Source organism: Corynebacterium sp. HMSC074A09, from assembly GCF_001811545.1.
In the GTDB taxonomy this organism is placed as follows: Bacteria; Actinomycetota; Actinomycetes; order Mycobacteriales; family Mycobacteriaceae; genus Corynebacterium; species Corynebacterium hiratae.
In genome coordinates this window covers 59,389-85,151 of record NZ_KV805119.1, presented here as the reverse complement: position 1 = coordinate 85,151, position 25,763 = coordinate 59,389, and the positions used below count along the sequence as shown (strand labels likewise).

Here is a 25,763-nt window from a genome sequence, read left to right as displayed (position 1 = left end):
TACATTGGCACACTATTGAGTTCTCAAACATCGTCACCACACAGCCATACGGACCGCTTTAAGCGAAACGCAGTACTGCGAGTAAAGAAAATATTTGTTGCCAGGGCCTGTTTTCCTACCGCCTCGCTTCAAGAAGCTGAGTTCCTGTGGGGCGCTGTCGGTCGCGCTGACTCATATAAAGTTACACACGGCCTTGATAAAACACAAATATGCACTTCAATGAAGGTTTTTACCCCTTCTTGAAGTGCACTAAAACAACCTTTTTAACGCAGACATTGGATGGCGCTCAGTGTGCCCCAAACCAGCCCATGAGGCCCGGGCTAAACACGTTGGTCTTTTTAGCCATCCGGGGATATGCGGCAACCCACACGACGTAGATGATTGCCATCCCTGTGAGCGTCCACCACACAGAGATCTCAGAGTTAAGTAGCCACGCAAGCAACACGGCAGCAATGGCTCCGACCGTGACAGCCGTATAGGGCCATGTCTCTTTGTCGGTGATCGCAAAGCTCACGAGAACGGCAGCCATTGCAAGGGGAACGATGGTGAATCCGGCGAGGCTTCCGGTCCACATCAACGTCACCACATCAGTGACAGCTCCCAAGCCCACTGGAATCGCGGTACACAATAACGTCGCTGTGGACCAGGCCGCGCGTGGAACGCCAAAGGTCACCGCATCCTTCATCGAGCTGCGAACCGCGTCAGCCACTAGCGGCAGGACAATCAACGTGACTATGGCGCCTACGATGCCCACACCCTTATCCCACAGCTTGCTCACCACGATGTTTATCGCAGTTGCGATGGCTATACCGAATGCAGCCCACATCCACGCGCGAGCTTGAGGGCGCAACACAATCTGGGAGACCGGGGACGCTGAGAACCAGCCCGTCGAAGAATCACCATCGCTGCCTACGATGAGGGAGCCAGTGGTCAGTCGTGATGGCTCAAAGCGTTTCGTCATGCACACCACCCACATGAGCGCCGGCGCAATGAGGACCCACCACGGGAAAGCCCAGGGTGCGCTGACGAGAAGGAGCAAAAGCGCCAGGGAGGCATTGATTCGCCGGTGCCCGTTCCAGACGCGCGTACTGAGACCAAAGGTGAGGTAGCGCGAGAAGTCAGGCTGGACCAGGTAGAGCTGGAGCGCCATAAGGAGTGAATACCCGATGGCCCAGCCTTGCCCACGGTCCATTCCCAGCACCGGAAGGATGACAATCCACAAGGCGTAGAAGAAGCTGATCCAGCTCAGCGCCATATGCCTATAAAGCTTCATCACGCCTCCCCCAATGCCAGAACTGCCTGTTCGAGGGATACCTCGGTGGCGCGAAGCCCCATTTCCTGGGCCATGGCAAAGACGTTGGCGGTGTGGTTGGGGCGGGCGTCGACAAGCACACGGTCAGCGACGGCTGAGGTTTCGCGCTCAAGCACCGGGAGCTGCAGGCGCCCCAGCGCGCGATCGAGGGCTTCGGCAGAGCCAGTGAGCTGGACGACACCCTCGATGAACTCATCGATGGGGCCGGACAAGGGGTTGTCCCCCATCAGGGCTACGGTATCGAGCAAACCGGAAAGCTCGTTGAGGTGGTGGGTGGAGACGATAATGGTGCGGCCGTGCTCTTCACGCAAGACCTCGTAGAACACCTCCCGCTTGGCGGCGTCGAGGCCGAGGTAGGGTTCGTCGAGAAGCATGTACGGCACCCCCGAGGCCACGGCAACGATGAAGCTCGCTGCGGACTTTTGCCCGCGGGAGAGGCCCGAGTAATTCTTCATCGGAAGCTCGAAGCGCTCGACCAATTCCTCGGCGCGCTCCTTGTTCCAGGTGGTCCAGCGCAGGCTGGATACAGTGAAGACCTTCTTCAGGTTCCAGCCTTCGGGCAGGGGGTTATCGATACCCATGAGCACGATCTTGTTGAGGACTTTTTCATTGTCGTAGGGCTTGCCACCATCGACGGTGATGCCGGAAGCACTCAGCTGACCGGCGATTTTACGCAGCAAGGTGGTTTTGCCAATGCCGTTGGGGCCGACGAGGCCGTGAGTGAGGCCGTCGTCGAAGGTGAAGTGCGGGGTAGAAATCATGAGTAGAGTCCTCGACTTTCTGCGACAAGGTCGATGAGGTCATGGAGTTGCTGGCGGGTGTAGCCCAGGTGCACGGCTTCGTCGATAAGCGGTGCGGCGTATTCAGCCGCAAAGTCTTGGCGACGCCGCGCCCGGATCAGTTCGGCGGCACCAGAGGTGACGAACATGCCGATGCCTCGGCGTTTTTCGAGGATTCCGAGATCCACGAGGAGGGTCAGCCCCTTGCGGGCGGTCGCGGGGTTGATGCTGTGGAAGGCGGCGAGCTCATTCGTGGACGGTGCCTGGGCACCCTCAGCGAGAGTGCCCTCGATGATGGCGTCCTCGATGAGCACCGCTATCTGACGAAAGAGCGGCTGCGCGGAGTTGTCCATGCAGACCCCTTAGCTGGTTGGTTACTCATGTAACTAACCATATAACCAACCTTCGGCCAGTGCAAGGTCTCCCCATTCCATATCTTTGACCTGGGAATTTCCTCAAGGTTATCGACGTTTTGTGGCTAATGGGGCACACTGGACTACACCGGCCGTAGGCTGGAAGACCTCACAGAAGTGACCTAAGAAAATTAGTTAGAAGAAATAGAACGGAATTTAGGAGCCATGCTTGAACGAACACTTGTCTTCGTCGACACGTCATATCTACTCGCCAGTTTCTATAACTCCTGGGAGACGGGCGCCCGTGCCCAGCTAGAGATTGATTTACCCGAAGTGGTCAGCTCCCTCGGTTCGATGATTGAAACCCAGGTGGGCAACCGCGTTCACCGCCAATACTGGTATGACGGAATCCCGGATACCGGCCCCCACCGCTACCAACGCGCACTGCGCGTCTGCGACGGCGTCCAGCTACGCACCGGCCAGCTCATCGAGTGGGGCGAGCGTCGCACACAGAAAGCCGTGGACACCCGCCTTGTCGCCGACATGATCGTCTCCGCCATGAAAGGCCAAGTCACAGACTTTGTCTTGGTCTCCGGCGATGCCGACATGATTCCCGGCGTCCAAGAAGCCGTGAACAACGGCGTGCGCGTACACCTCTATGGCTTTGGCTGGGATTCGATGTCCTCGGCGTTGCGCCATGCGTGCGACTCCACCACCATCCTGGATCCGCGGGAAGACTTCGCCGACGCAATGGAGCTCGAGGTCCTCGAAGGGCCGCTGCCGCCGACCATCCGCGAGCCCCAGCACTCCGAGGACGGCAGCGAGGGCGAAGCCGTTGCCGCCGATGAGCACGCAGAGGAGTGCGACGAGCCCACCGAGGCGCAAGCCGCCTTCCCCTCCGCCCCCAAGCCCGGCCCGGCCACACCTTCTGCCGCCGCGACGGACGTTGCCGCGACTGCCTCTCATCCCGAATCGGCTGCGCCCGATACCTCCCGCAAGGAAGAGGAGCCTCTCCCCTCCGGCGAGCAGCCTTCCGCGCCCGGCATCGACTCGCAGGAGCCTGCGGGCGAGGAAGCGGACGCAGCCCCCGAAAGCTCGAAGCCAACGCCCAAGCCAGCTGCGCCCAAACCTTCGATGATGGCGCCGCGCCGCAAGCTGCGGTCGAAGTATGTTCCGCTCCCCGAAGAAGTGTGGAGCTCCGCCGGGTTCCAGTCCCCCTTTGACGTGGGGCAGCAATATGCCTCGTGGTGGTTCGACAACGCCGCGAGCGCCGATCAGCGCGACCAGGCCCACCTGCTCTCGGGCGGCGGCCTGCCCCCGGAGATCGATCGCCCGCTGCTGCAGTTCGCCTGCGAAACGCTGCACGAGTACACGCTGACAGAAACCCAGCGCGTCAACCTGCGCGATGGCTTTCACTCGGGCATCCGCGGCGTGCTCATCAATATCCGCCGCCAAGATAGCTAAACCGAAAATCGTCAAAAGGGACCTTGGAGAGCGTGGGGTTCTGAAACACCCCGGCCGCGCTGCGCGGCCCGCTCTAGAAGGTCCCTTTTCTGTGTAGTGGCTTGCTTCGCAGTGGCTACTGCTTGCCCTCGGCGGAGTCCGATTCGGCGTTGGCATCACTAGCATCAGAATCGGCGCCGGCCTCAAGCGCTTGGTCGCTGGCGAAGGGCGAGTTTTCCAGCTCCTTGCTCTTGGCCATCTCGGCGCGAATCTCGTCCAAGCGGGACGTAGCGGCCATGTCGTGGCCTGCAGCCGTGATCTCCTGAATGCGGCTACCACCCGCCGCCTGATGGAGCTCCTGGGCGCCGAGCGCATCCGCGTAGCGCTTCTCAATCTTGGCGCGCACCGAGTCCAAGGTCGGCGTGGAATCATCCGGCTTGAGCTCGTTCATCGAGTTCAAAGCCTCGGCGTTCTTTTCCTGCATCGCTGCCTGATCTGCCTGGGACAGCAACTGGTCCACCTGCGCCAGTTGCTCCTTCAGGCGGGCCTCCGACTGCTGCTGCTGGGCCTTCGCCTGCTCAGCAGCCTGGGTAGCCGCCTCGTGCTGCGTTTTCAGGTTAGCCAGCTCGTTTTCCACGGCGACCAGCTGGCTCGCCACGACCTCTGCCGCCTGGTTGTACTCGGCGGCCTTCTGCGGATCCTCAGAGGCATCCGCCAACTCCAGCGCCCGGCGGGTCTGATCCTGATAATCCTGCTGCGTCTTCACCAGGCGGTTGAGCTGCATTTCCAACTGGGTCTTGCGTCCAATAATCTCCGCTGCGTGTTCGGAAATCTCGCGATGCTGCTTCTTCGCGCCTTCCACGGCCTGCTGGATCTGGACCTTGGGGTCAGCATTCTCATCGATCTTCTGATCGAAAGAAGCCATCACATACTTCCAGCCTTTGCTAAATGGATTTGCCATCGCACTCACTCCTTTGTGGTTCCTGCAGCAGTAGTTAATGCAGCTCTTATTGGTGCCCTATATAAAAAGACGCTTTCCTGCGAGTGTAGCGATACTCACAGGAAAGCGCGCGCGGCGGGGCCACCGGGACCTCACCGCAGACAAGGACTAACCAGTTCTATTCCGCCTGCTGGCTCTCCACCTGGGCGCGGACCTCGTCCATGTCGAGGGCCTTAACCTGGCCAATGAGATCCTCCAGTGCCGCCGGCGGCAGAGCGCCAGCCTCGCGGAAGACCAGGATGCCGTCGCGGAACACCATCAAGGTGGGGATGGACTGAATCTGCAGCTTCGCGGATAGCTCCTGGTTGGCCTCGGTATCCAGCTTGGCGAACGTGGCATCGGGGTGCTCTTCAGATGCCTTCTCAAAGACTGGGCCGAAGCGCTTGCACGGGCCGCACCATTCCGCCCAAGCATCGACGAGCGTAATGCCGTCGCCGGAAACAGTCTCCTGGAACGTGTCCTCAGTAATGTCAATCGTTGCCATGTCTTTTCCTATCAGTCTCGGGGATATTTCTCGGTTCTATCAACCCCCAACGGTACACAAGACTCGATTATTCCTTGCCCACATACCCCAGGGGGGTATATCCTCGACAGTGACATTAACCCCCAAGGTAAGGAGAAGGATCCACCATGAGCACCACAACCTACACCGTTACCGGCATGACCTGTGGCCACTGCGAGCTTTCCGTCAAGGAAGAGATCTCAGAGATCAGTGGCGTCACCGACGTTACTGCCGACCACACCACCGGCGCCGTCACCGTGACCGGGGAGGGCTTTAGCGACGACCAAGTCGCCGCCGCCGTCGTCGAAGCCGGCTACGAGTTGGCCTAAACAGCATGACTACCAGTCTCACCCTCGGCATCACCGGGATGACCTGCACGTCGTGTTCCTCCCGCGTCGAACGCAAGCTCAACAAGCTCGACAACGTTGAAGCCACGGTCAACTTCGCCACGGAGTCTGCCTCCGTGAGTTATGACCCTGCAACGACGACGCCCGCCGATCTCATCGACGTCGTCGAAGGCGCAGGCTACGGAGCATTCACCATGAACGGTGAGGGGGAGGAGCCGGCCAGCACGGCGGAGGATGCTCGCGAAAGCGAGGCCTCCGACATCCTGCAGCGCACTCTGATCTCCGCGGCGCTCTCGCTACCAGTGATGCTGCTTTCCATGGTCCCGGCCCTGCAGTTTCAGCATTGGCAGTGGGCCTGCTTGATGCTCACCACACTCGTCTACGTCATCGGCGGAGCACCCTTCCACCGGGCCACCTGGGCCAACCTCAAGCATGGCGCCGCCACGATGGATACTCTCATCACTCTGGGCACCACCGCGGCTTTCGGTTGGTCACTCTACGCGCTCTTCTTCGGTGATGCCGGGATGCCCGGCATGACCATGCACATGACGCTACGCTCCAATGACGCGCAGATGGACCATATTTATCTCGAGTCCGTCGGCATGGTTATCACGTTCCTGCTGCTTGGACGATGGTTTGAGCTCAAAGCTAAGGGGCGCTCCTCCGAAGCGCTCACCACGCTGCTAACCATGGGGGCTAAAGAAGCCACCGTGCTCCGCGACGGCACCGAAACCCGCATTCCCGCCAGCGAGCTCCGCGTAGGCGATGTTTTTGTGGTCCGCCCCGGCGAGAAGATCGCCACCGATGGCGTGGTCCTCAGCGGTCATTCCGCCGTGGATGAATCCCTGCTCACCGGCGAGTCAATGCCGGTTGAGGTTTCACCCGGCAGCACAGTAACGGGCGCGACCATCAACGCCTCTGGGCGCCTTGAGGTGCGCGCCACCCGCGTTGGCTCCGACACCGTCTTGGCCCAGATGGGCGCGCTGGTTACTGCGGCCCAGACCTCGAAGGCACCGGTCCAGCGCCTCGCGGACCGTATCGCCGCCGTCTTTGTCCCCATCGTCATCGGTATCGCCATCCTCGCACTCGTGGCGCACCTCTGGTTCGGCGGTATCGCCCCGGCCTTCGTGGCCGCCGTCTCCGTCCTCATCATCGCCTGCCCGTGCGCCATGGGATTGGCGACGCCCACCGCAATCCTCGTCGGCACCGGGCGCGGCGCCGAACTGGGAATACTCATCAAGGGCCCGGAGATTTTGGAATCGACCCGCCAGATCGACACCATCGTTCTGGACAAAACCGGCACCATCACCGAAGGCCAGATGTCGGTGGGAGCAGTCCAAGCTAAGGCAGGGCACACGCAGCAGGAGGTTCTCCGCCTCGCGGCCGCCGCGGAACAGGGTTCCGAGCACCCCATCGCACGAGCCATCCGCACAGCCTACGAGGGCGAGTTACCCGCAACCGAGGGCTTCCACGAGCTTCCCGGCCAGGGAATCGAGGCAACGATTGAGGGCTCCCGGGTGCGGGTAGGCCGGCCGCCCGCGGGCTATGACGGCACCGGAACGCAGGTGGGCGTCTACGTCGATGACACCCTGGCAGGCACCATCGAGCTACAGGATCGCATCAAGGAATCCTCCGCCGCCGCCATCGCGGCAATGCACAAGCTAGGACTTACACCCCACCTACTCACCGGGGATAACGCCGGCGCGGCACGTGCAGTGGCGCGGGCCGTTGGCATTGATGATGCCAACGTGACAGCGGAGGTCATGCCCGCAGACAAAGTGGATACTATTGCTCGTCTGCAGGAGCAGGGGCGCACTGTGGCCATGGTGGGCGATGGCGTCAACGACGCCGCAGCGCTCGCGCAGGCGGACCTCGGAATCGCGATGGGCGCGGGAGCCGACGTGGCGATCGAAGCTTCCGATATCACGGTGATGAACAACGACCTGCGCTCCGTCGCCGAGGCAGTGCGGCTCGCGCGCAGCACCCTACGTATCATCAAGGGCAACCTATTTTGGGCCTTCGCCTATAATATTATTCTTCTTCCCGTGGCAGCGTTCGGCCTGCTCAACCCCCTATTGGCGGGGTTAGCAATGGCCCTGAGCTCAGTCTTTGTGGTGACCAATTCTCTGCGGCTAAAAAGCTTTACCCCCGCAGAGTAAGCTTAGCCTGCATGAATCGTCTTGATCATCGCTCTATCTCACGCACGGAGAGGCTCGACCGCCTTCCCGTCACCGGAAAACACAAACGTCTTCTTTTCGGCTCCGGCATCGGCTGGGCGCTCGACGCCATGGACGTGGGCCTCATCTCCTTCATCATGGCCGCTCTGGCCGTGCACTGGGGGATCACACCGACCCAGTCCTCATGGCTGGCGTCCGTGGGCTTCATCGGCATGGCCTTGGGTGCTACCTTCGGCGGCCTCTTGGCCGATAAGTTCGGCCGCCGCCACATCTTTGCGCTAACCCTGCTGGTCTACGGCCTTGCCACGGGTGCTTCCGCCCTGGCGACGGGCCTCACGCTCCTCATCGTTCTGCGCTTCTTCATCGGACTTGGCCTCGGCGCCGAGCTGCCGGTGGCCTCCACGCTAATCTCCGAGTTCGCACCCCTCAAGGTCCGCGGACGCATGGTGGTCTTGCTGGAGGCCTTCTGGGCCGTGGGCTGGATCCTCGCTGCGGTAATTGGAACGTTCGTCGTGGGGGCGTCGGAAAGCGGCTGGCGCTGGGCCCTAGCACTCGGCATGGTGCCCGCTTTTTATGCGCTTTACGTGCGCCTCCACCTCCCGGAGTCCGTGCGCTTCCTTGAGTCGAAGGGCCGCCACGAAGAAGCAGAAGAGATTGTCGCTTCCTTCGAGGCCGAGGTGGATGAGGCGGACATCGACCGCACGACCCCGGCACCGACCTACTCCGAGGAAGATGTCACCGCCACCAGCATTTGGTCGAAATCCCTGCGCGGGCGCACGCTGGCGCTGTGGACCATCTGGTTCTGCGTCAACCTCTCCTACTACGGCGCCTTCATTTGGATTCCGTCACTGCTTGTCGCGGATGGCTTCTCCCTGGTGAAGTCCTTCAGCTTCACGCTGATTATCACCCTCGCCCAGCTACCCGGCTACGCCGCAGCCGGCTGGCTCATTGAGGTCTGGGGCCGCCGCTCGACCCTAGCGATATTCCTCGTGGGTTCCGCCCTGTCGGCCGGGTTCTTTGGTTTCGCTAACACTGAAGCCATGATCATCCTGGCTGGTTGCCTGCTGTCTTTCTTCAACCTCGGCGCGTGGGGCGCGCTGTACGCCATCGGCCCGGAGCTCTACCCCACCGCCCTGCGCGGGCGCGGTACTGGTGCGGCCGCGGGCTTCGGCCGACTCGCCTCCATCCTGGCGCCGCTTATCGTTCCGCCACTCATCGCGGTGGCGGGCACGGGCTGGCTCTTCGTGCTCTTTGCAGCAGCCTTCGGCATCGCGGCCTTCGCGGCGCTGACCCTGCCAGAGTTCAAGGGGCGGGCCCTTGCTCAATAGGGTCGCCCTCGGCGCGTGGGTCGCGGTCATGGTCGCGCTCACCACGCTCAAGCCGTTCTACCAGATTGGCTACCTTTGGAAGCCGGAGAACCAGCGGGTCCGTGACCTGCGCTTGGTGCCGCTTGATGAGCTCTCCGGCGGCACCTGGTTTGGCCCGCTTTTTGAGTATGCGGGCAATTCCGCCTTCTTCATTCCTTTTGGCATGCTCGTCTTCAGCATGTGCCGGTCAGTCAAGGCCACTGCCGCATGGGGCTTCGCGCTGAGTTTGGTATTGGAAACAGCCCAATACGCCTTCGCGCTCGGGCGCACTGATATTGATGACCTCATCTTCAATACCCTGGGTGCGCTCATCGGCGCAGGGTTTGCCAGGCTGTGCGGCGAGCGCTTCTTCCCGGTGTGGCGATGGCTGGCGCTCGCTGCGGCTGCGGTCTTCCTGGTCTTGGTCATCCTCGGCCCACGGTTGGGTGACCCCAACGCCGTGGTGGACCTGTAATTTAGCCGTGCGCCATGTTCACGAACTTGGAGTAGTGCAGCTGGTGCGCGACCTTCACCGTGTCGATCGGGCCGCCACGGTGCTTGGCCAGGATGATATCCGCCTCACCGGCGCGGGGATCATCGCGGTCTTGCGAGTCCGGGCGGTAGAGCAGCATAACCATATCGGCGTCCTGCTCAAGCGAGCCGGACTCACGCAGATCCGCCAGCTGCGGCTTCTTATCGGTACGGGACTCTGGGCCACGGTTCAGCTGGGAAATAGCGATGAGCGGAACTTCCAGTTCCTTGGCCAACAGCTTGAGCTGGCGCGAGAACTCCGAGACCTCTTGCTGGCGGGACTCCACCTTCTTGCCCGAAGACATCAGCTGCATATAGTCCAACACAATGAGGTCGAGCCCGTGCTGCTGCTTGAGGCGGCGGGCCTTCGAGCGGATTTCCATCATGGTGAGGTTTGGGGAATCATCGATGAACAGGGGCGCATCCTGGATGCGATTGAGGGTGTCATCGATCTTGGCCCAATCCTCCGTGGACACGCGGCCACCGCGCATATCCGACAGCTTCACTTCCGCCTCCGCTGACAACAGGCGCATGACGATCTCGGAGGCAGACATCTCCAGGGAGAAAACCACAGAGGTCTTGTTGTGCTGCAGGGAGGCCGAGCGCATGAAGTCCATGGCCAGCGTGGACTTGCCCACGCCAGGGCGGGCGGCGACGATGATCATCTGGCCCGCACGCAGGCCATTGGTCAGGTTGTCGAGGTCGATGAAACCGGTAGGCACGCCGGACTCCACGCCGTTTTGCTGCAGGGCGGCGAGCTCATCGATCGTGGGGTCGATGAGATCACTCAGCGCACGGTAATCCTCAGTCGTCTTCTTCTGCGCCACGGCGAAAACTTCCTGCTGGGCGCGGTCCAGCACGGACTCGATCTCCATGTCTTCGGAGCCCTGGAAGCCGAGTTGGACGACTCTGGTTCCGGCGTCCACCAGCTTGCGCAGCACCGCCTTCTCCGCGACAATCTCCGCGTAATAGCGGGCGTTAGCCGCAGTGGGCACCGTGGCCAGCAGGGTATGCAGGTAGGGCGCACCGCCAACGCGCTCGAGGTTGTTATAGCGATCGAGACGGGCCGCGACAATCACCGCGTCAATATCCGTGCCCGCCGCGTAAAGATCGATCATGGCTTGGTAGATGAGCGTGTGCGCAGGATAGTAGAAGTCCTCCGGCTCCAGCTCCTCAATGACCTCCATGACTGTATTCGGGCTCAGGAGCATGGCGCCGAGAACGCCCTGTTCGGCCTCGCGGTCCGCGGGCGGCTGGCGAAATTCGCCGTAGCGCTTCGGTTCTTCCTGCCGGTAAGAGCGGCGAGGTTCCTCCTCTACCGGCTCCGGCGGCGGTGGAACGTGGTCGTCGTCAAAACTGGCATTAGTCATTGCTCATCAATCCCACCGTTCATTAGTCCCACCCTGGCCGTGCCTGAAGTTCTCACTCTTCTCCGCGCCGGACGGCCAGGCTTCGATGCAGTGCCAAGCGGCAACCGCGCGTAGTACACAACAGTGTAGCCGAGGGTCAAGACACTACCCCTTGGGCATAACTCTCACAGTTATCCACAGAGAGCTGTGGAATTCCCAGGTCAGCAAAGACATGGCGTACAAAGCCAGAGGTCAGGGCTGTGGATAACTTTGCACCGCTGTGACCAGCGCAGATTATTCCTGCAGGTCAAGGCACGTTTTTTGAGGTGTGAAAATACGCACACATCCCGTGGAAAAGTAGGAGCATTACCCCGATATTGCCGCTACCAGCGGGTTAACACATGGCGGCATGAGTGAATTCACCGTTAACTGAACGCAGGTTTATCCACAGGCTGGGCGAGTTATCCACAGGCCGCGCTTGGCGACGTTTCCCTGCCTCCTGCGGTGCTAGATCCCCAAAAGGCGACCCCGCGTAAAACGGCGCAAGGCCGTGCTTCCTCTCACCACCTCACATAGTGAAAGGAGCACGGCCTTAAAGCCTTGCTGTTGTCTTAAGGTCACGTCCTGCGTACCGGCACCGCGCCTCACACGCGGGCGAACGGAGGGTGACCGTCGTGCGCCTTAATTCTTAGGCAGCGACGACCGAGAAGTTCACCTTGCCGATAACGTCAGCGTGCAGCTTCAGCTCGACTTGGTAGTTGCCGGTCTTCTTGACCAGGCCCTTGGGCAGCACAACGATGCGCTTGTCCAGCTTCGGGCCGCCAGCGGCGGCAACGGCGTTCACGATGTCCTCAGCGGACACGGAGCCGAAGAGCTTGCCGGACTCGGAGGTCTTCACAGAGACGGTTACGTCCTTGAGCTCCTCCAGCTGGGTACGGATCTCGCGTGCATGATCCAGGTCGCGGATCGCACGAGCATCCTGGGCACGCTTGATGCCCTCGATCTGCTTTTCAGCGCCGCGGGTGGCAACAATAGCCAGGCCACGCGGAAGCAGGTAGTTACGTCCGTAGCCGTCCTTAACCTCTACAATTTCGCCGGGGGCGCCGAGGTTCTCAACGGCAGCGGTGAGGATCAGCTTCATGATCCCTGCCTTTCAATTGAGTTAAATGAATACTTGCGTGACAGTCTTAGAACGGGGGTTCTGCATCCGCACCACCAAAGCTTCCCGCTTGGGGTGCAGAATTCCACGGATCGTTACTCGGAGCCGACTGCTGCTGAGACTGCTGCGGGGCAGAGGACTGGGACTGGTTTCCAGAGAAACCGCCCTGGTTTCCGGAGAAACCACCTTGGTTGCCGCCGCCGTAGTTAGCACCACCCTGCTGCTGGCCGCCACCATAGTTGCCGCCGCCGTTGCCGGACTTGCGGTTAACCTGTGCGGATGCATAACGCAGGGACGGGCCGACCTCATCAACCTCGATTTCAAAAACAGTGCGGTTTTCGCCCTCACGGGTCTGGTAAGACCGCTGGCGCAAACGGCCAGTAACGATAACGCGCATGCCCTTGGTCAAGGTCTCCGCAACGTTTTCTGCGGCTTGGCGCCACACATTGCAGGTGAGGAACATGGCCTCGCCGTCCTCCCACTGGGAAGTCTGCTGATTATAGCGACGCGGGGTGGAGGCAACACGGAAATTTGCCACTGCGGCACCCGCTGGGGTGAAGCGCAGTTCCGGGTCGGCCACAATGTTGCCGACAACCGTAATGTTGGTATCTCCCTGAGCCATGTCTTTACTCCTTAATATCGGTTACGTGGATTGCTCGAAACCCAGTATCCGCTATTTGCTGTCGGTGCGCAGAACCTTGGTACGCATAATGGAGTCGTTCAGGTTCAGACGGCGATCAAGCTCGAGAACCGAGTGGGATTCACACTCCAGCTCCACGACTGCGTAGATGCCCTCTTCCTTCTTGTTGATCGGGTATGCAAGACGGCGCTTGCCCCACACATCAACCTTTTCGACTTTGCCGCCATCCTTGCGGATCGTTTCGAGGAACTTGTCTAGGGACGGGGTTACGGTGCGCTCATCCTGGTTAGGATCCAGAATGATCATGACTTCGTAGTGACGCACGGACCTCATCACCTCCTATGGTCTAGTAATTGGTATCGGCCATATCACCTTTGCGGATATGGCAGGAGGGTCTGTTGCGTCAAGCAACCCTCACACAGTACCGCACTGACCGGCGGAAAAGGAAATCCCCCATCTCCTCGGCTGCCGCTAGTGGGTCGCCGCGACGAAGATCGCCGATCCCGCCGGGATCACCGTGAGAAACAGCAAAGCCAGCAAGCCCAGCACAACCGGCCAGGTGCGGTCTTGAGAGCGCTGAAACAGGTAGTAGGCGCTCAACACACAAAGGAAGCCCAGCGTGATGGAGACGATGCCCACGATGGTGATAGTCATCGTGCAAAATCCCCCGCCAACGGGTCCCTGCCGCCATGAGCGGCGCGGACCTTGTCCTCAGACTTGCCCCACATCTGGCGGATAATGAGCACGCCGATGGCAATGATGAAGCCATCGCGCGTCAGCACCGCGATATCGAGCATCTCGTGCGGCAGGCCCTTATTTTCCGAGCCGAGCATGTGCCAGGTGAGGATGGGCCAGAGGAGAGCGTCGGCAAGCGCCCAGCTAAAGATGAGCCGCCACCTGGGAAGGGCCAGGAGTGCCGGGACGACCAGCCACAGGGAGTACTGCGGGGACCACACTTTATTGAAGATCAGGAAGGCCATGATGATGAGATAAATCATTTCGGCCACTCGCGGCGCGCGCGGCGCCTTGAGACCCAGGATGGCAATCGCCCCGCAGCTCACCAGGAATGCCACGAGCGAGAAAGTGTTGAGGAATTCGGGCTCAAAGCTCACGCCCGCGACGCGGCTCAAGAGCGCATAGATCGTGGTCCACTCGGCACCGCGTTCTTGATTGAGCCGGAAGAATTCGCGCCAGGCCTCGGGGTAGGCGAGCGCCACGGGTAGGTTCACCACGAGCCACGTCGCGGCGGTTGCCACGACCATCCTAGTGAAAGGAGCCCACCGCTTGTGGCGGATGGCCAACACCAGAAACGCGCCCAAGATAAACAGGGGCCACAGCTTGAATGCCGTGCCGAGCCCGATGAGAATGCCGGCGAGCCAGTTCTTGCGCTTTTTCACGGCAAGAAGGGCGCCCACCATGAACGCTACCGACGGGATGTCCCAATTGGTGAAGGCGTGGATGACCACGAGCGGGCTGGCCGCCATGAGAATGGTATCCCATGCCCGGTTGCCCGTGAGCTGGAATACCATGACCACGGTGCCGACCCACACGAGGGACAAGATGAGCGTGGTCAGCCCGAAGTACCAGCTGACCTCGGCCATACCAAGCCACTCGACGGCCGGATACGTGGTGCGCGCCAGCCAGCCGACGACGCCCTGGAACAGGCCCGCCAAAACGGGGTATTCCATGTAGCGCGTGAGGTCTCCCTCCACCCAGGAATAGGCATAGGGGAAGCCAGGCTGGTCTAAGCCGCGCCCGCCATAGAGCGGCACGATGTCGTTGTAGCAAAAGGACGTGTACTGGCGGTTGCCATCCCAGTTCAGGCTGATGAGGCCGTCCTCGCCCCGGCGGCTGCCCGCACAGGTTGCCTTACTCAAAAACCCAAACGCCAGGAACGTCCACGCCAGTGTGATGATGACGCGCAGCGGCGTCCACCAACCAGAGTGGGCCGAGCGGGCGAAACGCCCCGTCGGCCCGCCGAGGGCATTGACGGCGCCACGGGTCATCGATTCGGATGAGAGTGGGACAAGCTGCGAAGAAGTGTGATGGCTCACCGGGGGATCAATCTCCTATTGGCCAAGCAATTGGTCGAGGCCATCTCCATTAAGAATGTCATCGAGTGAAGGTACTTCAGGGTTAGCGGGTTGCTCAGGCTGCTCAGGCTGGGCCGGCTGCTCTGGGCTACCGCCCTGACCCTCGTCGTGGTGCTCGCCGCCCTCGGCAGGTGTTTCCTCTTCACCCTCGGTGCTGTCGCTCTCCGGGCTCGCCGGCGTCTGGTTCCACGTGGTGGTCTGGCTCGGATCATAGACATATCCCGAGCCCCAGCTGCCGACGCCGTAATGAACCGGATAAGCCTGCGGGAAGGGCTGCTGCTCCACGTTGGCCAAAGAGGTGTCCAAGATGGACTTCCAGATCTTCGTCGGTGCATCCGAGCCGTACATAATTCCGCCCCACTGATTAAAGATCGCGGAGGTGTTATCGGCCGTGCCTACCCACACTGCTGTAGCCAGCTGTGGCGTGGAACCAACCATCCAGGCATCTTTGTTGGTGCCCGTATCACCCAGCTGTGTGGTACCAGTCTTGGAGGCCGACGGACGTCCACCGGCCAGTGCACCGTTCGACCATGCGGCAATCGGCTGCATCGCGGAGATCACGTTGTTGGCCACGTTGGCGGAGACGCGGCGCTCACCGCCATCGGTCGGGTTCTCGTAGAGAACCTCGCCGGCGGCGTTTTCCACCTTCTGCACGAAGTGCGTCTGGTGCCACACACCCTGGTTGGTCAGGGTCGCCATTGCCGTCGCCATGTCGAGCGGGCGGGACTGGTACTGGCCCAGCACGACACCCTCGTACGGCGTGCCGCCGTTCTCCGTCAGCGTCTTCTCAATCCCCGGCAGGCTGCGCGCAACACCCAGTGCGTGCGCCATGTCAGCGGTGTCCTGCATCTTGTTTTCCAGGTCATCCTGGAGGCGCAGGAAGGACGTGTTATAAGAATTCTTCAGCGCCTCAGCGATGGAACAGCTTCCGCAGCCGCCGCCCACGTTGGTCACGATCTGAGAGCCGGGCAGCTGGTACGGCGCGGAGGAGTAATACGTATTGAGGTCGATGCCCTGCTGAAGAGCTGCGGCCAGTGCCATGATCTTAAAGGTCGAGCCGGTCTGCAGCGGCGAATTGGCATAGTCCCAACCATTAGAGTCATCGCCGCCGAAGTAACCGCGTACAGCGCCCGTGGCTGGGTCGATCGTCACGGCGGCGGCGCGGGCGTCCTCTTGCAGCACAGCAAGCTGTGCGTGAGCGGCGTCCGTCGACGCGTTCTGCACGGTCATGTCAATGGTGGTGGTCACCTTGAGGCCGCCAGTGGCAAGCTGGTCCTCGGTAATACCCACGCGGGACAGCTCATCAATGACCTGGTTCTTGATGTGGCCATAGGCACCCGGCGCTTCGGTGTAGGCAGAATACTCAGACGGATCGCGGGTCTCCGGGAAGACGAGCTGATCGCGTTCAGACTGATCCAAGTCACCCATCTCAACGAGGCCATCCATGACGTAATTCCAGCGAGCTTGGGACCGTTCCTCATCTACCCACGGATCAAGGACGGACGGGGACTGGATAACACCCGCCAGCAGCGCGCCTTCTTCCTTAGTGAGGTCCTTGGCGTCCTTATTAAAGTACGCATTGGATGCAGCCTCGATGCCATACGCATTGCGGCCGAAGTAGACCGTGTTGAGGTAGGCGTTGAGGATGTCCTCCTTGGACCATTCGTTGGTCATCTTCACCGAGTAGATGAGCTCACGAATCTTGCGGACGTAGGAGTACTCGTCACCAACGAGAGTATTCTTCACATACTGCTGAGTAATCGTCGAGCCACCACCGGCGGAAGCATCACCGGTGAGCTTGCCCAAGACGGCACGGCCCAGACCTGTAAAGGAAAAGCCCGAGTTGGTCCAGAACTCGCGGTCCTCGGCCGCGAGGACAGAATCCTCAACGTAATCCGGGATCTCATCCAGGGTCACCTGGCGGCGGTTGCCCTCCGGTGGAACTAGTTTGGCCAGCTGGGTTTCGCCGTCGCCGGCGACAATCGTGGAAATCTGGCTCGGCTGCAGCTCCTTGGGCTCGGGGACGTCGTATTGCGTATACGCGTACCCAAAGAGCAAGGCGGGGATGCCGACAATTACGAATAAGACAGCGAGCACGATCCACGGCCAGCGGCGTGTGCGGCCGGACGAACGCCTACTCCTGTGCGAGGCGCTCTTCTTGCGATTACCTGACTTTCGCCCGGAGGTTTCCTTCTCGGTCACTAATCCGTGTCCTCATCAATCCTGTACAGAAACTGTAAATACATGCAGCTTACCGGCGTGAACTGGGAAGCCAAAACTACCTTCGAGCATAGACCGTGGCCGCTCGAAGCAGATGATTCCAGCGGCATGCCGGGCACACTTCCACGAAATGCACTGTAAACTCCAGCCCCTCGGCCGCCATTTCTGCAATTTCCGCCGCGCTACGCGCGCTTCCCGCACGGCGCTTTAAAGAGTCGCCATAAACCCAGCGGGTCAGTCGCAGCTCTTCGCCGCACACCGGGCACGGCTTCTGCATGTCAACGCCGTGGTGCTCCGCCGCCGCGCGAAGGAGAAAATCAGCATCACACAATTCTTCGCGCGTCACTTTTCCCGCGCGAAGCTCGCGCAGATGCTGTGCGCGCTCCCATTCATAGGAGACTTCGTTGCGGTAGGCCACTTCTGGCCTTGTCTTTGCAGACTCTGCCTTGGACGGAGAATTCACGCCGGACAGTGTAGTGCGGGCAGCGTCAACAATCTAGGCTCCCCTTGGGCACTTCGCGACGCAAAACCTAATTTTTTAGTCGGCTAACTACCGCCGCGAGTGAATCGTAGCTACACTTATTTTCCATGAGTGAAGAAACTATCGAATCCCCGATCCCCTACGAGGACGCCCTGGATGTTGCCCGCCAAATCCAGCCCGCGCTCAATAAGCTCATGCTCATCTTCCAGCGCACAACGGAGGGCACGTCCCTAACCACCTCGCAGGTCTCGATCATGAATCAACTGCGCCTGCGTGGGCCCTCTCGCGTCAGCACCATCGCCCAAGCAGAGTTGATCCGGATGCCCACCGCGTCCAATGCACTGTACCAATTGGAGCGCCAAGGCTTCGTGGAACGGCACCGCGATGAAAAGGACCGCCGCGGCGTTCTCGTCGCCCTCACCCAGCTCGGCGAATCCGAGCTGACCATCGTCTCCCGCCAGCGTGCGGCAGCTTTGGCCGAGATCTTGCGCTGGCTTGAACCGGAGGACATCAAGGACGCCAATTCTTTGGTCAACCTGATTTCCAAACTCGCGGATGTGTACCGCCCCACCATGGACGGAAAATAGACCAAAAAGCGCCGGTAGAACAGATTTTATTTTAAAGCGTGAAGGGTCGATAATGAAGGAAACGACCCCGATCCTTTTGATGAATGGCTAAGAAATCTTCACACCCCGCGGAAGGACAGTCCTCCTCGGAAGACCGTATCCCCCCGCTTCGCGTACTCGTCTCGTGGAGTCCTAGCTCCACAGGCACCGAGGCCATCGAGTTTGCCGCATGGCTTGCGCGTTCCACGCCCGTTCAGATCCGGGTTGTATCCACGATTTCGCAACCCCTCACCGTGACGTCGCTCAGCAAGCTCAGCGGCTCCTATAAGCAGTGGTTCAAGAAGGAGCGCGCAACCTGCGAACGCGCCGTTAAGCAGGCCTTGGACGCAGCCGGAGTGGACAAGGCCCAGCTCGATAAGAACGTCTCCGTTCTCATCGCAGGACCGTCCCGCCCGCAGCTGCTGGAGCAGGCGGCTACGGATTTCAACGCGCACGTCATCCTCCTCGGGGCCAACCAGTCCGCGCCCAAGGGCCGTTTCTTCTCCGGTTCTACCGCCGATGCGCTGCTGCACTACTCGCCGCTTCCCGTGGGTCTCACCCCGCGCGGTATCAAGCTGTCCAAGCACGGGGTGACGCGCATCAATTTCGCCTTCACCGAACTTGGCCGTGCCGACGATCCCGCCCTCCGGCACGCGGCATGCATTGCGCAGCGCGGCGGTATTCCCTTGCGTATCCTGGCGTTTTCCGCCAAGGGGCTGGTCGACGTCCCCCTCGAATACTCCCCCACTTTTCCTTCCGACGCCCCCAATTGGCGCGAGCACTCGCTCTCGTTGTTGGACCGCGCCCACGATTTCATCGCAGAGGTCTTCCCGGAGATTTCCGTCACGACGGACATCGGCAGCGGTCACGGCTGGTCCGGCGCGGTGGATTCGCTCAAGTGGAAAAAGGGCGACCTGCTCTGCTTGGGTTCCTCCCCCATGGGGCCGATCGAGCGCGTCTTCATCGGTAGCACCGCCACCGAACTTCTCCCCCACGTGGGAGTGCCAGTCCTGGTCTGCCCGAGCACCTATGACACCGAAGCACGTTAGACTTGCACAGCATGGCAGCAGAGCACCCCGAAAATGATCTCACGTCCGACGCGGACTATACCAACCTGCCTCGCCCCGAGCCCCGCAGCTTTGATGAGCTTGCCGACGAGCCCGATCCCCTCGCCGTCGCCGAGGCCAACCGCCGCTCCTCGCGCCAAGCGCTGTGGTTTATGGTGGCTATCCTTGTGAGCTCGGCGCTGTACGCGCTCCTCCTCGCTGGATTCTTCAGGTTCTTCGGAACCACGACCGACTGCCTTCAGGCCGAATACGCCGCTTGGCTCTGCACGAGGACCCAGCGCACCGTGTTCGCCACGACGACGCTGATCATTCCCTTCATCGGCATGATCGGCTGCGCCGTCATCATGGTGCGCAAGCTCAAGGCCTATGTGCGCTGGCGCGGCTGGATGGCGATTTTCTGGGTCATGGCCGGCAACTTCATGATCTGGTGCATCAACGATATCCAGATCCTGCTGGCCCCGGTGCTTGAAAACTAACCCTGCGCTTGGGCGGCAGCCACCTCGGCGCAGTCCGGCCGCCCACAGTGCTGGGTTTCCACGTGCTGGACACAGTCATCGCAAATGAGCACCTGCTTGCGGCACGTGTCCTCATTAATGCAATTGTGGAAGGTATTCGTCCCCTTCCCACAGTGCACGCAGTGGCCGAGCTGAATAAAGCCTGGATCCTCTAGGCCCTGACCAAACTCGTGGTGCATGCGCTTGTCAAAGACGTACATCGAGCCTTCCCACAGGCCATCGTTGCCGTACTTTTCTCCGTAGCGGACGATGCCGCCGTCAATCTGATAAACCTCGTTAAAACCGCGGTTCTTCATCAGCGCGGAGAGGATTTCGCAGCGAATACCACCCGTGCAATAGGAGACCACGGGCTTGTCCTTCATCCAGTCATACTTGCCGGATTCGAGTTCAGCGATGAAGTCGTGGGTCGTACGCACATCCGGCACCACGGCATTCTTGAACTTGCCGATTTCCGCCTCCATGGCGTTGCGGCCGTCGAAGAAGACGACCTCCTCACCGCGCTCCTCCACCAGCTTGTTGACCTCTTCGGGCTTGAGGTGAACACCACCGCCGATGACGCCGTTCTCATCCACCTTGAGCTCGCCCGGCGCGCCGAAGGCCACGATCTCATCGCGCACCTTGACCGACAGGCGCGGAAAGTCTTCCGCTCCGCCTTCGGACCACTTGAACTCCATCTTCTTGAAGCCCGGGTACTCGCGCGTCTCGCGCACATAGCGCTTACACGCGTCCATGTCCCCGCCCACGGTGCCGTTGATGCCGTGCTCCGAAATGAGGATACGGCCCTTGAGCCCGAGCTTCTCGCACAGGGAGCGCTGCCACAGCATGATCGCGGTGGGGTCCTCGATAGGAGTAAAGCAGTAGTAGAGGAGAATCTTGCCAATAGTCACGCCCGCAAGTCTAGGCCCGCTGCGAGGTAAAACCCCAATCTTTTGGGCACAGCGCTGCAACCGCTCTTAGCCCAAAGCCCCAGACCTCGATCCCGAAACCTCCTGGTGGGTGGTGGGGCGTCGCCAAGCGCTTGCCGACGCCCACCTGCGTGCTGTCAAGGGGTGAATGCGCCACTTCGACCGGGAGGTAGTTGTGACGCGTTGGACTCCGAAGGATGTTAAGGAAGCCGCTATTGAGCGCGTGGTGGCAGGTGAGGCAGTTAGTCTCGTCGCGCGTGATGTGGGTGTGGGTCCCGATACGGTTTACGGTTGGTTGAGGGTAAGAGGTGTCGAGCCTCCTGGCAGGCGTGCGAGTCGTCTGCGTGATCCGTTTGTCCGTGAGGCTGTTGGGTTGGTGCGTGCAGGTATGTCGATCAATCAAGCAGCACAGACTGTTGGAATATCGACTGGCTTGCTTCACAGCAGGTTAAAGAAAGCTGGTGTAATCGAAGTGCGGCCTAGACGCGCCCACTTGTCACCTGATGAACGTGCCCAGGCCGTGGAGCGAGTGCTTGCTGGTGAGAACTGTCAGACAGTGGCTGATGCTATCGGTGTGCATCCTTCTACCGTGTATGAGTGGATAAGGAAGCAGCGGTATGCGAAGTCACGCCGGCAGCGACATCGCCGAACGCCTGATGAGGCGGTGGTGTCTATACCAGATACAGGCAAGAAGCTGGGTAAAGATTCTGGTATGCCAGCACCGATGAAAACTCAAGCCGTCGATGGATTTCCTAGCGGCGTATTCGACAAACACGCCTTAGTAGGGCGTGGTCGCAGGCTTACTGTTGAAGACCGTGTTGCTATTGAAGCGGGATGTCGTGTCGGTGATTCGGCACGAGCCATCGCGCAGAAAATCAATAGGCACCACAGTGTCGTCGCCCGTGAAATCACCCGTAATGGTTGGAAGATCGTCGATGAGGACGGCGCAGAGCAGCTGCGGTATAACGCCCACGGCGGAATCAAGCGCTATGCGCCGCTCACCTGCAGGTTGCGGGTTTTAGGTCTGGGGAAATGCGGTGTGCGCTGGAGGCGTCGAAGTCGGTCGCCTAAGTCAATACTCATCAATGCTCGCCGCGTAGCAGTTTGAAGACGATTGAATCGTCCTTACGCCCCACTCCCTCGCGATGTCCTCTGATATAAAGTTGCTCCGCCGTAACTGCAAGTGGTACTTCTTGGTGTACTTCTCGTGCAGCTTCCCCGACTAGTCCCATATCCTTCACAAAGATATCGAGTGCACTACGCACCTCATCAAAGGCCTCATCAACCATCCTCTGCCCGCGATCACCAAACATAAAGCTAGCTGCAGCTCCTGTTCCAAGCACCTTGTGCACCCGGGAGACTTCCAGCCCCATCGAATCCGCTAGAGCTAGTGCTTCGCCAGCAGCTGCGATATGGACGCCGCACAACAGCTGATTTACGATCTTGAAACGCTGGCCGTCGCCAGGACGTTCGCCGACTACGGGGGCGTTTGACGCCATTGCATCCAGAAGTGGCTGAAGGACGGCCACAGCGGAACTGTCGCCAGACACCATCATGAGTAGATCCCCTGTTTTTGCTCGTGCGACGCCGCCAGACACTGGTGCGTCAACGACATGTACGCCTGTACCCGCAAGGCCATCAACAGCTTGTTCAATGGCCTTCGGGCCGACGGTCGCCATAATGAGAATTACTGAACCTTGAGAAAGGTGAGGGGAAATTCCTTCTTCTCCGAATAGGACGGATTGCAACTGGTCTCCAGTTGCCACCATAATCGCGGTGACGTCGGCACCAGAAACAGCCTCACGAGCGTTAGAGGCAGCGCTCACTTGAGGTGCTACTGATTCGAGTGAAGAGGGCTGGACGTCAAATGCCGTGACGCTCATTCCAGCTGATGCGGTTGCGAGGGCCATTGGCCCTCCCATGGCGCCGAGCCCGATCCAGGCAACTTTTGGAGTGGTGCGCACTTAAAACTCCCTTGAGTGTAAAAATAAATTGGTAGGTACTGTGAAATTTTCCAGCTAATCTACTCTCGGTGTATGTAGTCATCGGGTAGATTCGCAGTTTTTGATATGCGGATTAAGGTTGGCCCTATTCTTTAGTGAGAAAAGGATAAGCCTAAGCATCTGTCGTGGCAGCTCGTAGCCTTTCAACGACCTCTGCCAAAGCCTCCTTACCGCCTACATTTCCCGGGAAAACTACGTACGGTACTCCGATCACGTCTTCAGGAGCTTCGGTAGCAGTAAACAAGCTAATCTGCCCCTCATAAAACTGACCTTGGACCTTGGCACGCTGAATCCCGAGGCCCGAAGCCGCTACCTCGTGGGATGTAATACCTCCCTTGGCGACGACCCAGGCTGGACGTGCTTCCCTTGCTGCTTGCACCACTGCAACGACTGCATCAGAGACTTGTCGTGCGATCGCGAGAGATTCAGCCTTTGACTCTGTCCTAATCAGTTCTCGACTCGTGTACAGGACGCAATCGGAACTCGCTAGCGCTTCTCTCACACGCATTGAAACCTCATCGATATGCTGCTCACGGGATCCTGAATCGAGCAGCTTAGGAACCTGCAGCTCAAACTCATGGAGATTGCTTCGCTGCTGAAGTACTGCAAGCTGTTGGCTCGTGAGCCCTACGTGTGAGCCAACGACGACGAGCCCATGAGCTGTGCGTGATGGATCAATTTCTAAGGAATCAGAAGTAATCAGTTGAGCGTTTCGCTGCCCAGCTAGGGAGCGAACGAAGGAAGGGCCGCAACGAGTCACAAACACTTTGCCCTGTTCTTCGAGTTCTGCCACTGCTTCTGACACGATATCCATGTCGGAATATTCGGTGGCATTAACTATTATCCAGCGTCGATTCTTCGCCTCGACGAGCTTTGCCTTGACCGTTTCTACGCCACCGTCGCGGATATCGGTGAGACTTATTGAGACACACTCCTCCGCGCGGACTATCCCACCAGACCTCTCTTCAAGAAAGTCCGCAAGGTTCGAGTGGGAATACCCAAATGTTGCGTCGTTCGCAAAGTCAGTGTCCTCCACCTGTTGCGCTTTTCCGTCCACTATGGCGAAGTGAACATCATTTTTAGTGAATCGGCCTGCTTCAATCATCGCCGGGCAGAACAAAAAGCCATCTACTTCGATGTTGTGCTCCGCAAGCGCATCAGCAATTGCATTTGGCTCTGCGATTACGTGGCCGCGAAGCGTTGAATCCGAGCGAGAAACAACATGTAGGCCGCGGCAGTCTTCCAAGCGTTCGACTACGGACCCAACCATTTTGCGGTTGATTTCTACGGCAGCGTCTTCATCGAGGGCGCGCGAATTCGTGAGGACAAAACACGCTGAACCTCGGTTCTGTAGCACCTCGGCCGGAATAGATGGATCAGTATCGAGGGCCACTTCGACGTTCGAAACGCACTGTGAGCCAGTAGGGTCGTCGTCAAGCACCAGAAGACGCCTCGATGGTGCCTCAAAAAGATTCATTTTTTCATGCCTTTCCATTACGCCATTGCTCCTAGTACTAGCCACAAGATTCCAACTACAACGAATCCAACTATTGACATGATCGTTGTCGTCACTGTGTAAGACTTCAACGCTGATGCGGTATCTACTTGGAAGTAGCGGCTCCACACCCAGAACAAAGAATCATTTACATGGCTAAATGCCATCGAGCCGATGCCGACAGTCACAGTCACCAGTGCTACTTGCAATCCATTAAGCTCCAGGGAGGCAATCATTGGTGCCACTAATGGGGCAGTTGTAAGTGCCGCAACGGTTGCGGACCCTTGGGCTGCGCGAATAAAAGCTGCAAGCAACCATGCCAGCACGAGCACTGGTAGCCCCGTGGACACCAGCAAATCAGCTACAGCATCGGCAACACCGGTTTCAGTCAAGACTTTGCCGAAGGTCCCCCCTGCGCCAGTGATCAAGATGACTGCGGCCGTAGCAGGAAGTGCCGAGGCTACAACGTCCTCTACCTGTTCCTTGCCCCAGCCACGTGCAAAACCTAAGACCCCAGTCGCGAATATGACGCCAATGAAAAGAGCGATGGGAGAGTCACCAACGAAGCCCAGGAAATCCCGTACTGCGGTACCTTCATCAAGCATGAGTGTAGATACGGTGCCACCCATAATGAGCACAAGAGGGAGGAGAATCGTGGCAAGAACGAGCCCCACTGACGGTGCCCCTCCATCATCAACTTCGACGTCTTGGTTTGCGGTAGTTCCGGCGGCTTGACTACCAACAGCTGGCACCGGAGAAAAAACCTTCTTGACTATGAAACCTGAGAACACTTGGCCTACCAGCCACATAACGACGGCAGGAATCAGACCAAGTAAAAGAACCATGCCTACATCAGCTTGCATCAGCTCTGAGGCGCCAACGATTCCAGGGTGCGGTGGGAGAACTACATGCACTGTTAGCAAAGCAGCAACTACAGGCAAGGCGTAGGCAAGCATATTTGTTTTTCCACCCATTCGACGGGCCACGGCAAGTGTGATTGGAACGAGCACGATTGTCGCTACATCAACAAAGACCGGAATACCAAAAATAAATGAGGCAGCGCCTAGTGCCCATGGTGCGCGCTTCTCGCCGAAGTTTTTCTCAAGAGAACGAGCTAGTACTTCAGCGCCACCTGAGACTTCCACTATTCGACCGAGCATTGCACCAAGCGTGACAATGAGAGCGACACCTCCGAGTGTTCCTCCCATACCATCTTTGAGTAGAGGTACAACTTCCGAAAGCAGTACGCGCGCTGCAAGTGCCAAAGCGATCGACACAAGTAGCATCGCGATAAATGGATGGGTCTTTGCTCTAATGATCAAAAAGAGAATGAGAGCTACCGCAGCAATGCCGAGCAGCACGAGCGTTGTTGGGGACATTAGAAATCCTCCTCGGTTCCAGAAACTTGGTGAAAGGCAATAAGCCCGCAAGGGTGCCGCCC

The 25,763-nt window shown here is 59.4% G+C and carries 26 protein-coding genes and 2 pseudogenes; 11 read left to right on the top strand and 17 right to left on the bottom strand.

Annotated elements, in window-relative coordinates; translation table 11 throughout:
* The coding region (locus HMPREF2807_RS14115; protein WP_210384408.1) for a hypothetical protein at positions 1–243 on the top strand (243 nt) is incomplete at its 5' end.
* A 43-nt stretch (positions 244–286) separates the two neighbouring features.
* Here HMPREF2807_RS14115 and HMPREF2807_RS02315 read toward each other — a convergent pair.
* From HMPREF2807_RS02315 to HMPREF2807_RS02305, 3 genes are read right to left on the bottom strand one after another with little or no spacing between them, the layout of a single operon-like run.
* Positions 287–1,273: a hypothetical protein gene (locus HMPREF2807_RS02315; protein ID WP_046648802.1), complete on the bottom strand. Its 987-nt coding sequence runs from the start codon at positions 1,271–1,273 to the stop codon at positions 287–289.
* Positions 1,273–2,073 carry an ATP-binding cassette domain-containing protein gene (locus HMPREF2807_RS02310; protein WP_070510203.1) on the bottom strand — a complete coding sequence of 267 codons (801 nt, stop codon included), beginning with the start codon at positions 2,071–2,073 and terminating at the stop codon, positions 1,273–1,275. The genes HMPREF2807_RS02315 and HMPREF2807_RS02310 overlap by 1 nt, the downstream gene beginning before the upstream one ends.
* Positions 2,070–2,444: a GntR family transcriptional regulator gene (locus HMPREF2807_RS02305; RefSeq protein ID WP_070510200.1), complete on the bottom strand. Its 375-nt coding sequence runs from the start codon at positions 2,442–2,444 to the stop codon at positions 2,070–2,072. The genes HMPREF2807_RS02310 and HMPREF2807_RS02305 overlap by 4 nt, the downstream gene beginning before the upstream one ends.
* Before the next feature lie 225 nt (positions 2,445–2,669).
* On the opposite strand from HMPREF2807_RS02305, the gene HMPREF2807_RS02300 reads away from it, so the two are divergent.
* On the top strand, positions 2,670–3,908 hold the full coding sequence (locus HMPREF2807_RS02300; RefSeq protein ID WP_070510197.1) for an NYN domain-containing protein: 1,239 nt from the start codon (positions 2,670–2,672) through the stop codon (positions 3,906–3,908).
* A gap of 115 nt (positions 3,909–4,023) precedes the next feature.
* Here the strand turns inward: HMPREF2807_RS02300 and HMPREF2807_RS02295 are convergent, their stop codons facing one another.
* Together HMPREF2807_RS02295 and trxA are read right to left on the bottom strand one after the other, a co-directional pair.
* Positions 4,024–4,848: a PspA/IM30 family protein gene (locus HMPREF2807_RS02295; RefSeq protein WP_046648798.1), complete on the bottom strand. Its 825-nt coding sequence runs from the start codon at positions 4,846–4,848 to the stop codon at positions 4,024–4,026.
* A gap of 157 nt (positions 4,849–5,005) precedes the next feature.
* Positions 5,006–5,371, bottom strand: a complete 366-nt coding sequence (gene trxA / locus HMPREF2807_RS02290) for a thioredoxin (protein WP_046648797.1) — start codon at positions 5,369–5,371, stop codon at positions 5,006–5,008.
* 146 nt (positions 5,372–5,517) lie between these two features.
* On the opposite strand from trxA, the gene HMPREF2807_RS02285 reads away from it, so the two are divergent.
* The 4 genes from HMPREF2807_RS02285 to HMPREF2807_RS02270 are packed head-to-tail and all read left to right on the top strand — an operon-like array spanning position 5,518 to position 9,734.
* On the top strand, positions 5,518–5,718 hold the full coding sequence (locus HMPREF2807_RS02285; protein WP_070510194.1) for a heavy-metal-associated domain-containing protein: 201 nt from the start codon (positions 5,518–5,520) through the stop codon (positions 5,716–5,718).
* A 5-nt stretch (positions 5,719–5,723) separates the two neighbouring features.
* Positions 5,724–7,895 carry a heavy metal translocating P-type ATPase gene (locus HMPREF2807_RS02280; RefSeq protein WP_070510192.1) on the top strand — a complete coding sequence of 724 codons (2,172 nt, stop codon included), beginning with the start codon at positions 5,724–5,726 and terminating at the stop codon, positions 7,893–7,895.
* An 11-nt stretch (positions 7,896–7,906) separates the two neighbouring features.
* A complete protein-coding gene (locus tag HMPREF2807_RS02275; protein ID WP_070510189.1) occupies positions 7,907–9,241 on the top strand; it encodes an MFS transporter in 1,335 nt (444 codons plus the stop codon).
* A 28-nt stretch (positions 9,242–9,269) separates the two neighbouring features.
* Positions 9,270–9,734: a VanZ family protein gene (locus HMPREF2807_RS02270; RefSeq protein ID WP_070510213.1), complete on the top strand. Its 465-nt coding sequence runs from the start codon at positions 9,270–9,272 to the stop codon at positions 9,732–9,734.
* 1 nt (position 9,735) lies between these two features.
* Here the strand turns inward: HMPREF2807_RS02270 and dnaB are convergent, their stop codons facing one another.
* The 8 genes from dnaB to HMPREF2807_RS02230 form a co-directional block, all read right to left on the bottom strand.
* Entirely contained in the window at positions 9,736–11,160 is a 1,425-nt protein-coding gene (dnaB, locus tag HMPREF2807_RS02265; RefSeq protein ID WP_046648794.1) for a replicative DNA helicase, read from the bottom strand.
* A gap of 667 nt (positions 11,161–11,827) precedes the next feature.
* A complete protein-coding gene (rplI, locus tag HMPREF2807_RS02260) occupies positions 11,828–12,280 on the bottom strand; it encodes a 50S ribosomal protein L9 (RefSeq protein ID WP_039672721.1) in 453 nt (150 codons plus the stop codon).
* A gap of 46 nt (positions 12,281–12,326) precedes the next feature.
* Positions 12,327–12,920, bottom strand: a complete 594-nt coding sequence (locus tag HMPREF2807_RS02255; protein ID WP_046648793.1) for a single-stranded DNA-binding protein — start codon at positions 12,918–12,920, stop codon at positions 12,327–12,329.
* Between the two features lie 51 nt (positions 12,921–12,971).
* A complete protein-coding gene (gene rpsF / locus HMPREF2807_RS02250; RefSeq protein ID WP_175973876.1) occupies positions 12,972–13,262 on the bottom strand; it encodes a 30S ribosomal protein S6 in 291 nt (96 codons plus the stop codon).
* 147 nt (positions 13,263–13,409) lie between these two features.
* Positions 13,410–13,592, bottom strand: coding sequence for a hypothetical protein (locus tag HMPREF2807_RS02245; RefSeq protein ID WP_046648791.1), 183 nt, complete (start codon positions 13,590–13,592; stop codon positions 13,410–13,412).
* The gene (locus HMPREF2807_RS02240) at positions 13,589–14,944 is read right to left on the bottom strand and encodes a glycosyltransferase family 87 protein (RefSeq protein WP_070510209.1); all 1,356 of its coding nucleotides are present in this window, start codon (positions 14,942–14,944) and stop codon (positions 13,589–13,591) included. The genes HMPREF2807_RS02245 and HMPREF2807_RS02240 overlap by 4 nt, the downstream gene beginning before the upstream one ends.
* 63 nt (positions 14,945–15,007) lie before the next feature.
* A complete protein-coding gene (locus HMPREF2807_RS02235; protein WP_070510187.1) occupies positions 15,008–17,233 on the bottom strand; it encodes a transglycosylase domain-containing protein in 2,226 nt (741 codons plus the stop codon).
* A 76-nt stretch (positions 17,234–17,309) separates the two neighbouring features.
* Entirely contained in the window at positions 17,310–17,669 is a 360-nt protein-coding gene (locus HMPREF2807_RS02230) for a DUF5318 family protein (protein WP_070510184.1), read from the bottom strand.
* A 170-nt stretch (positions 17,670–17,839) separates the two neighbouring features.
* Here HMPREF2807_RS02230 and HMPREF2807_RS02225 point away from each other — a divergent pair, with 170 nt between their 5' ends.
* The 3 genes from HMPREF2807_RS02225 to HMPREF2807_RS02215 all read left to right on the top strand — a co-directional run bounded on the left by HMPREF2807_RS02225 (position 17,840) and on the right by HMPREF2807_RS02215 (position 19,880).
* The gene (locus HMPREF2807_RS02225) at positions 17,840–18,319 is read left to right on the top strand and encodes a MarR family winged helix-turn-helix transcriptional regulator (RefSeq protein WP_046648788.1); all 480 of its coding nucleotides are present in this window, start codon (positions 17,840–17,842) and stop codon (positions 18,317–18,319) included.
* 83 nt (positions 18,320–18,402) lie between these two features.
* Entirely contained in the window at positions 18,403–19,386 is a 984-nt protein-coding gene (locus HMPREF2807_RS02220) for a universal stress protein (protein WP_070510181.1), read from the top strand.
* Positions 19,387–19,397: 11 nt separating this feature from the next.
* Entirely contained in the window at positions 19,398–19,880 is a 483-nt protein-coding gene (locus HMPREF2807_RS02215; protein WP_070510178.1) for a hypothetical protein, read from the top strand.
* Here the strand turns inward: HMPREF2807_RS02215 and HMPREF2807_RS02210 are convergent.
* Positions 19,877–20,806, bottom strand: a complete 930-nt coding sequence (locus tag HMPREF2807_RS02210) for an oxygen-dependent tRNA uridine(34) hydroxylase TrhO (RefSeq protein ID WP_070510175.1) — start codon at positions 20,804–20,806, stop codon at positions 19,877–19,879. The two genes, HMPREF2807_RS02215 and HMPREF2807_RS02210, sit on opposite strands and share 4 nt — an antisense overlap.
* Positions 20,807–20,972: 166 nt before the next feature.
* Between HMPREF2807_RS02210 and HMPREF2807_RS14330 the strand changes: the two are divergent.
* Positions 20,973–21,422 (top strand): annotated as a pseudogene (locus tag HMPREF2807_RS14330) (helix-turn-helix domain-containing protein); the annotation flags it as partial.
* Between the two features lie 19 nt (positions 21,423–21,441).
* A pseudogene (locus HMPREF2807_RS14110) lies at positions 21,442–21,797 on the top strand (helix-turn-helix domain-containing protein); the annotation flags it as partial.
* A 109-nt stretch (positions 21,798–21,906) separates the two neighbouring features.
* On the opposite strand, the gene HMPREF2807_RS02200 reads toward HMPREF2807_RS14110, so the two are convergent.
* The 3 genes from HMPREF2807_RS02200 to HMPREF2807_RS02190 form a co-directional block, all read right to left on the bottom strand.
* A complete protein-coding gene (locus HMPREF2807_RS02200) occupies positions 21,907–22,788 on the bottom strand; it encodes an NAD(P)-dependent oxidoreductase (RefSeq protein ID WP_083306663.1) in 882 nt (293 codons plus the stop codon).
* Between the two features lie 151 nt (positions 22,789–22,939).
* Positions 22,940–24,322, bottom strand: a complete 1,383-nt coding sequence (locus HMPREF2807_RS02195) for a four-carbon acid sugar kinase family protein (RefSeq protein ID WP_070510168.1) — start codon at positions 24,320–24,322, stop codon at positions 22,940–22,942.
* Entirely contained in the window at positions 24,322–25,701 is a 1,380-nt protein-coding gene (locus tag HMPREF2807_RS02190; RefSeq protein WP_070510165.1) for a GntP family permease, read from the bottom strand. Before HMPREF2807_RS02190 ends, HMPREF2807_RS02195 begins: the two co-directional genes overlap by 1 nt.
* Positions 25,702–25,763: the final 62 nt, after the last annotated feature.